This is a genomic window from Streptomyces sp. S6 (assembly GCF_054880855.1).
Genome location: NZ_JBTYMC010000273.1, coordinates 1 through 9,165 on the forward strand (window position 1 = coordinate 1; position 9,165 = coordinate 9,165).

Consider the following 9,165-nt stretch of genomic DNA (forward strand, 5'->3'; position numbering starts at 1 on the left):
CGGCGCCCTCTACAACGAGCAGATCACGCAGGCCGACACCGGCTGCGACTTCGAGTTCCTCGCGCGCCCCGGCAAGGTCCAGGACCCGTACGCCGGCTGAACCACCCCGCAGCGGGTGGAGCAGGTGCGGGCGCTCGGCGAGGCGCTCCTCGCCCCCTACGGGCGGCCGGACGAGGCCGAACGGCTCGCCGCCGTGGAGGAGTTGGTGCTCGCGCGGATCCGGCAGCTCGCCGCGCACGAGATCGGGCACGCGCTCGGCTTCATGCACAACTACGCGAGCACCCGGCACCACCACCCGTCGGTGATGGACTACCCGCACGCCCGTATCGCCGTCACCGCGGACGGCGCCCTGGACCTCTGCCGCGCCTACGCCGTCGGGCTCGGCCCGTGGGACCACTTCCTCGTCCGGCACGCGTACGGCGACCTCACGGAGACGGAACTCGCCGAGCTGCGGGCCGAGTTCGCGCACCTCGCGTACGTCACCGACGAGGACGGCCACGGCCCGGACGCGGCGCACGCGGACGGGGTGCCGTGGGTGACCTCGGGTGACGCGCTGCCCGCGCTGGAGCGGATCCTCCAGGTCCGGCGGATCGCGCTGGCCGGCTTCTCACGCGGGGTGCTGCCGCCCGACCGGCAGACCGGGGAGCTGGAGGAGCGCGCGGTCCTGCTGCATCTCCTGCACCGGCACGAGGTGACGGCCGTCGCGCGGCTCGTCGGCGGGGTGCGGTACGCGTACGGCGTCGCCGGGGAGGCCGGGGCGGGGGTGGTTCCCGTGGCCCCGAGGGTGCAGCGGGCGGCCCTGGAGCGGCTCGCGGGGTTGCTGCGGGCGGAGGAACTCGGGCTGCCGGAGAGCGTGCTGGCCGTTCTGACGCCGCCCGCGATCCGCTACGAGCGCAGCAGCCAGTACTACGACTCGTCCGCCGGGCGTGTCTTCGATCCCTTCAGTGCCGTGCGGGTCGCGGCGACGCTCGTGACGGAGGCGCTGCTCGATCCGGCGCGGCTGCACCGGCTGGCGTGGCAGCACGCGGCGGACTCCTCGGTGCCGGGGGCCGGGGAGGTGGTCAGGGCGCTGCTGTCGGCGACGTGGCTGCGGTCGGACGCGGTGTCGGCGGAGGTTCCCGCCGGGGCGGTCGTCCAGCACACGGCCGACTGGGCCGTCCTCCACCATGTGCTGCGCGTCCTCGGCGCCGACGGGTTGCATGCTCCGGTGCGGGAGGAGGTGCGTTCCGTGGTGCGGGAGTTCGCCGTGGTCCTGCGGCAGGGGGACGGGCATCGGCGTGCGGGTGGGGAGTTGCTGGTGGCGTACCTGGCGGATCCCGGTTCGGTGCGGTTGGATCCGCTGCCTCGGGTGCCGCCGGGGGCGCCGAACTAGGGCCGGACGCCGGTGCGGTGGGCCTGGGCGAGGGAGGCCGGGGAGTCGGTGCTGCGGGTGGACTCCGTGGGGATGTGCGGGGGTGTGGTGGGCCGGGTGGGTGGGGTGTGGGCGGGGAGGCGGGCCGTGCCCCAGGTGTAGGGGTCGGCCTGGGGTGAGCCGTAGGGGGACCAGGCCAGGCGGGTCTGGGAGGTGTGGTCGGTGGTGTCGGAGTCGTAGACGAGGATGTTGAGGGTGAGGCGGTCGGGGTCGGGGGGTGCGGGGAGGTCGGTGAGGGGGATCCTGGCCTCGACCGTGTAGCCCCGGTAGGGGGTGGTGACCGTCGAGGCCAGGCGGAGGGACGCGGGTGGCGGGCCCTGGTGGTTGTCGGCGTCGCGGGTGGCGGCCGGGGTGCCGTCCGGGGTGGTGTGCGGGACGATGCCGAGCTTGAAGGTGGTCGAGGTGTCGTCGGCGGTGCCTCGGGGGTCGATGGCGATCTCCACGGAGTCGGTGCGCCAGTGGCGTTTGACGTCGCCTCGGGCGAGGATGGCGCCCGGTCGGTCGTCCCGAACGTGGACGAGGACGTACAGGTCGTCGCCGTGGCGGGCGAGTTTGGCGGTCGCGGAACAGTCGGCGGGGGTGGCGGGGTCGCCCTGCCAGTGGGTGAGCGGGAGTTCGGGGCCGGGGTATTCGCCCTCGCCCTCGGTGCCGTCGAGGACCGGGGGTGTGGTGACGGCCGGGATCGTGGTCGTGGGGCGGCGGGGGTAGGCGGGTTGGGCGTCGTTGGCCAGCCAGGGGAGGCCGATGCGGTGGGTCCAGTCGCGGAACTCGGCGTACAGGGGGCGCAGTTCGGAGTGGGGGCGGACCGGGGCCTCGATCGGGAGGGCGTCCTCCGCGAGGACGGTGAACCAGTCGGAGTCGAGGCGTGCGGGGTCCGTGGGGACGTCGGGCGGGAGGGTGGTCCAGCCCTGGGTGCGGTAGGCGCGGGAGGCGTGGCGTTCGGCCTGGGCCCAGGTGGTGCCGTGGGTGCGGGAGGGGGTGCCGGACCAGACGCCGAGGACGGGGAGGCCGGTGTGCGGGTCGGTGCGGCGGGTTCGGGGGGCCTGTGGGCCCAGGAGGTGCGCGAAGTGGGGGTTCTGGGCGAGGAGTCGGCGGGGGCGCCAGGGGGCGAGGCCCTCCTCGGGGAACGCGGTGGGGTCGGCGGCCTTCCAGAACGCCTCGATGGCGAGCCGTGCGGAGAGCTGGTGGGCGCCGTGCTGGCCGAAGGGGCGGGGGTCCATGGTGACGACGGTGTGCGGGGTGGTGCGGCGGATCAGGTGGACGACGCGTTTCAGGGTGTCCTGCTCGTTCCAGATCCGTGCGGTGAGGGGGGCCGAGAGCGTGTACCAGAAGTCCGGCTTGTCGAGGTAGTAGACGTTCTCGATACCGGCGTACGCGGTCGCCGCGCGCTCCTCGGCCTCCCTGATCAGGCCGAGCGCCGCGCCTTCCTCGGTGCCGGTCGCGTTTCCGCCACCCTCTCCCCTGGTGACGGTGAGGACGGCGGTGCCGAGCCCGTGGAGTTCCCGCCACTGGCCGAACGTCGAGAGGTTCTGCGCCTCGTCGTCGGGATGGGCTCCGACGAACAGGACGTCGGTGTGGGCGGGGTCGGGTCGGGGGTGCGCCGTGGGGGTCTGGCCTGCGGCTACGGCGCCGGCGGCCAGGGCGGTGGCGAGGAGGGTCCGGCGTCGTACGTCGCGCATGGGGGTCCTGGGGGTGTGGGGGCGGACTCGCACAGTAGCGTCCCGTCAGGACTCCCTGGACGGCTAAAAGCCTTGTTTCACGTGAAACATGCCGAGAATCGGGCCAACCCTCCACAAAGGGGCTTCAGAGCGCCACCAGCCGACCACTGCGGCCCCTCAGGCGGACCGAGGCCAGAGCCGCGAACGCCGTTGCCGTCGCGAGGAGGACGGCACAGGTCGTCAGGGCCGTGGCCGAGTCGCCGGAGAGGGCGGCGCGCAGGCCACGGGCCGCCCAGTAGCCCGGGGAGACGGGGGCCACGGCCGACACCCAGCCCGGCAGGGCGGCCAGGGGGACCAGGGCGCCGCCCAGGCTGCTGAGGAGCATGCCGCCGATGTCGAAGGCGGCGGAGAGTTCACCCATGGTGCGGGCGAGGACGCCGAGGAGGGCGCCCAGCGACAGGAGGGTGCAGCTCCAGGCCAGGAGGACGGCGAGGAGGAGTACGGGGTGGGGGACGGAGAGGGCGAAGACGTGGATGCCGGTGGCGATGATCAGGAGCTGTTGGGTGAGGAGGGCGGCCAGGACCGGGAGGGACTTGCCGGCCAGGATCTCCACGGGGCGCAGCGGCGTGGCGCGCAGTCGGTCCCAGGTGCGGGCGAGGCGTTCGGTGAGGATCGCGCTGCCCGAGATGCTGAGGGCGAGGAGGGAGAAGGTCACCAGGGTGCCGACGACGGCCTGTTCGGTGCCTGCCGTGCGGCCTTGGGCGGCGACGTAGAGGGGGCGCAGCAGGGCGAGGAAGACGAGCGGGAGGATCAGGCGGCTGAGGAGGGGGCCGGGTTCGCGGAGCATCAGCAGGGCGTTGTGGCGCAGGAGGACGCCGAGGCGGGTGGCGGAGGGACGGATCACAGGGCCGTGGTTCGTGCGGTCGTGGTTCATACGGTTGCGGCTTCCAGGGAGCGGTAGAGGTCGTCCAGGCTCGGACGGCGGATGTCGACGGAGGCGGGGGTGCGGCCGGCGGCGAGGAGGGCCGCGAGGTCGGCGCCGGGGTCCTGGGTGGGGACGCGGAGTTCGGGTTCGCCGGGGTCTGCGTAGGTGACGCGGAGTTCGCCGGGGAGGTCGCGGGTCAGCTCCTCCTGTGTGCCCCGGGCGATGACGCGGCCCGCGCGGGCGAGCGCCAATGTGGCGCCCAGGTCGACGAGTTCGGGGAGGTAGTGGGTCGTGTAGACGACGGCGGCCCCGGCGGCGGCGCGGGCCTTCACCGCGTCCAGGAGAGCCGTTCGGGTCTCGGGGTCGGCGCCCGCCGTCGGCTCGTCCAGCAGCAGGAGCGGGGGTGAGCCGACCATCGCCGTGGCCGCCTGGACGCGTCGGCGCTGGCCGCCGGAGAGGGCGCCGACGGGGCGGTCGGCGAGTTCCGTGAGGCGGAGTTCGTCCAGGACGCGTGCGATCTCGGCGTCCCGTCGATGTCCGCGCAGGCCGGCCAGTCCGGCGAGGAGGCGTACGTTCTCGCGGGCGCTGAGGGTGCCGTACAGGGCGAGTTCCTGGGGAGCGACGCCGACCAGGTGCCGGGCGGCGCGGGGGCTGTCGTACGGGCCGATGCGCAGGCGCCCTTCGTCCGGGCGGGTCAGGCCGGTGACCGTCTCGACGAACGTCGTCTTCCCGGCGCCGTTGTGGCCGATGAGGCCGACGATCTCGCCGGGGGCGACGGTCAGGTCGAAGCCGTCGAGCGCGCGGCACGGGCCGTAGCGCTTCACCAGTCCTGTCACGGTCAGCATGGCCGCCTCCTCCAGACGTGTACGGCGTATACGTCTACACTGTAGACCCATGAGTGGCAGGCGGGAAGAGATCCTGGACGCGGCGCTGGCGATCGCCGACGAGCACGGCCTCGAAGCGGTGTCGATGCGGGCGCTGGCCGACCGCGTCGGCGTCACTCCGATGGCGCTGTACCGGCACGTGAAGGACAAGGCGGCCCTGCTGGACGGCATGCTCGGCCGGCTCCTCGCCGCCCTGCTCCCCCCGGCCCCCGTCGAGGAGCGCCCCTGGGACGAGCGGCTGACCGTCCTCGCGCACGCCACCCGCGAGGTGATCCGGCGTCATCCCTGGGCCGCTCACCTCGTCTTCTCCCGCCCCGCCGTCACCCCGGACGCCGTGCGCGCGGTCGACCTGATCTACGCGGCGCTCGTCGAGGCCGGTGTTCCGGAGTCCGAGGTCCCGCGTCTTGAGCGGATGATCAGCACGTTCGTCATCGGGTTCGCGGCGTCGGAGGCGGCGGGCCGCTTCTCCCCCGGCAGCCTCGACCCGCGCGGGCGGCGCGGTCAGCTCCCGGAGGGTGTTCTGCCCGCGCACAGCAGGCTCGCGCGCTGGCTGGATCTGGCGCCCGACCTCACCGCCGAGTTCGAGGCGGACCTCGCCGACATCAGGAGGCTGGTCGAGGCGGTCGCAGGGCGGGGAGGCTGAGGGCGCTGGGACTGTCCGGTTGGGTCTGGTGGTGTGTTGCTCAGGAGTGCAGGGCGGTGCGCAGGGTGTCGGTCGCCAGGGTGATGGCGGCCTCGGCGGCCTGGGTGCCGCGCAGCGCGTTCAGCATGACGAAGTCGTGGATGACGCCCTGGAAACGCACGGCGGTGACCGCGACGCCCGCTGCGCGCAGCTTGGCGGCGTACGCCTCGCCCTCGTCGCGCAGCACGTCGGCCTCGGCCGTGACGACGAGGGCGGACGGCAGTCCGGTGAGCTGCTCGGTGGTGGCGCGCAGCGGGGACGCGGTGATCTGGGCGCGGTCGGCGGTGTCGGTCGTGTACTGGTCCCAGAACCACCGCATGGCGTCGCGGCGCAGGAAGTACCCTTCCGCGAACCGGCGGTAGGAGCCGGTGTCGAAGTTCGCGTCGGTCACCGGGTAGAACAGCACCTGCTGGACCAGCGGGACGTCCCCGCGTTCCTTCGCGAGCAGCGTCAGCGCGGCCGTCATGTTGCCGCCGACGGAGTCGCCGGCGACGGCGATCCGTGAGCCGTCGAGGTCGTGTCCGGCGCCCTGTTCGGCGACCCACCTGGCGACGGTGTAGCTCTGCTCCAGGGCGACCGGGTAGCGGGCCTCGGGCGAGAGGTCGTACTCGGGGAAGACGACGGCCGCGCCCGCGCCGACGGCGAGTTCGCGCACGAGCCGGTCGTGGGTGTGGGCGTTCCCGAAGACCCAGCCGGCGCCGTGGATGTACACGATCACCGGGAGGACGCCCTCGTCCTGGACGGGCCGGACGATCCGGGCGCGGACGCTGCCGGTGGGGCCGCCGGGGACGGTCACCCACTCCTCGTCGACGTCGGGCATGTCGGTCTCGCCGGACTGGACGTCGTCGACGGCCTTGCGGCCCTCGGCGAGGGGCAGGTCGAAGAGGTGGGGCGGGTTGGCGGTGGCCTCCGCGAAGGCACGGGCGGCGGGTTCCAGCACCGGGTCGACGGCGTCTGACATGAGGGTTCTCCCTGTTCGTCGAGGTGAGGGCACGGTGGGACGAGGCGGTGGCGCGCAGTTGTCCGCGTCAGCCTCGCAAGCGGCCGTGCCCGCCGGCATCAGTAAGTTGACGGTGTCAGTGCCGACGCCAGGAACCGGGCCCCCTGCCGGATCGCGGCCCGGGTCGGCGGGCTGTCGCGCAGGGAGTTCAGGGAGACGAAGTCGTGGACCGTGCCCAGGTAGCGCACGGCCGTCACCTGGACCCCGGCCCGCCGCAGGAGCCGCGCGTACTGCTCGCCCTCGTCGCGGCAGACGTCGGCCTCGGCGGAGACGACCAGGGCGGCCGGGAGTCCGGCGAGGTCGGCGGCGGTGGCGCGCTGCGGGGCGGCGGTGGGGTCGGCGAGGTCGCCGGGGTCGTCGGCGTACTCCCGCCAGTACCAGTCGACGGCCTCGCGGGTGAGGAAGTAGCCGGACGCGAACCGGTCGGCGGACGCGGTGGCGCCGTCGGGGTCGGTCATCGGGTAGTACAGGACCTGCGCGCGGATCCGGGGCCCGGCCCGCCGCTTGGCCATCATCGTGAGGGCGGTCGCCATGGTCGCCCCGGCGCAGTCCCCGGCGACCGCGAGCCGGCTCCCGTCGAGGCCGAGGGTGGCGGCCTGTCCGGCGATCCAGGTGACGACGGCGTACGACTCCTCCAGGGCGACCGGGTAGCGGGCCTCGGGGGTGCGGGTGTACTCGGGGACGACGACGGCGGCGCCGCTCAGGTCGGCGAGGTCGCCGATCAGGCGGGCGTGGGTGCGGGCGTCGCCGAGCATCCACCGGCCGCCGTGCAGGTAGACGACGACGGGGACGGCGGCGGGGCCGCCTGCCGCGCGCGGGCGGAAGAGCCAGAAGCCGACGAGCCCGGAGGGGCCGCCGGGGGCGACGCGGAACTCGGCGTCCAGGTCGTCGAAGGGGTGGCCCTGCATCTCCAGCAGGGCCTCGCGGCCGTCCACGGCCCCGATCTGGTGCAGGTAGGGCGGCTCGGCCGAGGCGTCGACGAGGCGCTGGACGAGGGGGTCGAGAACTACACGGTCCGGGTGCACGCGCCTCCTTGCGACGTGTCGGGCGGGGTCACAGGTCCTCGACGAGGTCCCGGAGCTGGTTGCGGCTGCTCACCCCCAGTTTCGGATACACCTGGTACAGGTGGGAACTGACGGTACGCGGAGAGACCATCAGATGTTCCGCTATCTCCCGGTTGCGCAGCCCTTTCGCCGCGAGCCGGACGATCTCGCGCTGCTGGGCGGTGAGTTCGGAGAGGGGGTCGGGGCGCACGGGCGCGGTTCCGACGCCGCTGGCCCGCAGTTCGACGCGGGTCTCCTCGGCGAGGCCGGCCGCGCCGAGCCGGGCGAACGTCTCCAGGGCTGCGGTGAGCAGGGGGCGGGCGTCGAGGGGGCGGCGGTGCGTGCGCAGCCACTGCGCGTAGTGCAGCCTGGCCTGGGCGCGGGCCAGGGGCCACTGGTCGGCGGCCGGGTTGACGAGGGCGAGCCGGAAGTGGTGCTCGGCGTCGGCGGGGGCGCCGGTGAGGGCGGCGGCGTGGTGCAGGAGCAGGGTCGTGCGGGTGGTGGGCCGGGGGCCGAGGGCGGTGCGGACGGCCTCGACGACGGGTGCCGTCTCCTCCTGGCGTCCGGTGCGGTGGGCGGCTGCGGCGAGGTCGGCGATCGAGCGGGGCGAGAGGAAGTAGTGCAGGGGTGTGCCGTCGTCGTGGAACAGTTGCCGGAAGTGCCGGTAGGCGCCTTCGTGGTCGCCGCTCGCCGTGGCGGCGGTGCCGGCGGCGCGCAGGAGGCGGGCGTGGGTGGCGCGGTTCTCGTCGAGGTCGAGGGCCGTCCACGCCGGTTCGGGGCCGGTGGCGATGCCGCGCAGGGCGCGCAGGGTGGCGCGCAGGGCCTCGACGTCGACGCTCACGGTCTTCAGGGCGTGGACGGCGGCGAGGGTGGCGGTGCGGTCGAGGTACTCGTCGGCCTCCGTCCAGCGGCCGGTGTCGAGGAGGGCGCCCGCCATCGCGGGGAAGGTGGGGGCGGCGGGGCCTATCGCGCCGTAGGTGGTGAGGCGGTCGTAGGCCTGGCGGAACGTCTCCACGGCCAGGTCGTGCTCGTCGGCGTACCAGGCGGCGCCGCCGACGGCGAGGGTCCACGTCATGTCGGCGATCGGGTCGGCCGGCTGGGGTGCGGTGCGGTGGCGGATGCCGGCCAGGAGGGCGGGGGCGTCGGTGGGGTCGGCGGCGGAGAGGGTGGTGGCGCGGACGGCGGCCCAGCTGTCGTCGGAGGCCAGTTCGGCGTACGGGGTGTCCGGGTGGCGGGCGCCCGCGTCGGCGAGGTGGGCGGTGATGGGGAGGCGGGCCTCGGGCAGGCCGGACTGGAAGGCGATGGCGCCGAGGACGCTGGTGATGGCGAACGTCGTCATGCCGGAGACGGGCGGGGTCTCTTCGAGGGCGGCGGTGACGATCTGGGCGGCCTGGCGCGGGTGGCCGCCGAGGGAGAGGGCCATGCCGACGCCGCAGGCCGCCATGCCGAGGACGTCGTGGTCGTCGGTGAGGGCGGTGACCCGGTCGTACAGCTCGCGGACCCAGGAGGGGTCGCCGGCGTTGGTGGCGGCGTGCAGGGCCTTGGCGTAGCGGCGGGCCCGG

8 protein-coding genes are annotated in these 9,165 nt (G+C 74.3%); 2 read left to right on the forward strand and 6 right to left on the reverse strand.

The genetic code is table 11. The features are described 5' to 3' along the window. The first annotated feature begins 115 nt into the window (after positions 1-115). Entirely contained in the window at positions 116-1,372 is a 1,257-nt protein-coding gene (locus tag ACVNF4_RS27865; protein ID WP_461805636.1) for a zinc-dependent metalloprotease, read from the forward strand. Here the strand turns inward: ACVNF4_RS27865 and ACVNF4_RS27870 are convergent. The 3 genes from ACVNF4_RS27870 to ACVNF4_RS27880 form a co-directional block, all read right to left on the reverse strand. Continuing rightward, positions 1,369-3,090, reverse strand: coding sequence for a sugar-binding protein (locus ACVNF4_RS27870; protein ID WP_461805637.1), 1,722 nt, complete (start codon positions 3,088-3,090; stop codon positions 1,369-1,371). The genes ACVNF4_RS27865 and ACVNF4_RS27870 overlap by 4 nt on opposite strands. 124 nt (positions 3,091-3,214) lie before the next feature. Further along, on the reverse strand, positions 3,215-4,003 hold the full coding sequence (locus ACVNF4_RS27875) for an ABC transporter permease (RefSeq protein WP_461805638.1): 789 nt from the start codon (positions 4,001-4,003) through the stop codon (positions 3,215-3,217). Further along, positions 4,000-4,839 (reverse strand): ABC transporter ATP-binding protein, encoded by an 840-nt coding sequence (locus ACVNF4_RS27880; protein ID WP_461805639.1) that lies wholly within the window; start codon positions 4,837-4,839, stop codon positions 4,000-4,002. The genes ACVNF4_RS27875 and ACVNF4_RS27880 overlap by 4 nt, the downstream gene beginning before the upstream one ends. 49 nt (positions 4,840-4,888) lie before the next feature. On the opposite strand from ACVNF4_RS27880, the gene ACVNF4_RS27885 reads away from it, so the two are divergent. Beyond that, on the forward strand, positions 4,889-5,521 hold the full coding sequence (locus tag ACVNF4_RS27885; RefSeq protein ID WP_461805640.1) for a TetR/AcrR family transcriptional regulator: 633 nt from the start codon (positions 4,889-4,891) through the stop codon (positions 5,519-5,521). Positions 5,522-5,561: 40 nt separating this feature from the next. Here the strand turns inward: ACVNF4_RS27885 and ACVNF4_RS27890 are convergent, their stop codons facing one another. From ACVNF4_RS27890 to ACVNF4_RS27900, 3 genes are all read right to left on the reverse strand, one after another. Next, positions 5,562-6,521, reverse strand: a complete 960-nt coding sequence (locus ACVNF4_RS27890; protein ID WP_461805641.1) for an alpha/beta hydrolase — start codon at positions 6,519-6,521, stop codon at positions 5,562-5,564. 98 nt (positions 6,522-6,619) lie between these two features. Further along, entirely contained in the window at positions 6,620-7,585 is a 966-nt protein-coding gene (locus ACVNF4_RS27895) for an alpha/beta hydrolase (protein ID WP_461805642.1), read from the reverse strand. A 28-nt stretch (positions 7,586-7,613) separates the two neighbouring features. Continuing rightward, positions 7,614-9,165: LuxR C-terminal-related transcriptional regulator (locus tag ACVNF4_RS27900; protein ID WP_461805643.1), on the reverse strand; the 1,552-nt coding region annotated here is incomplete at its 5' end.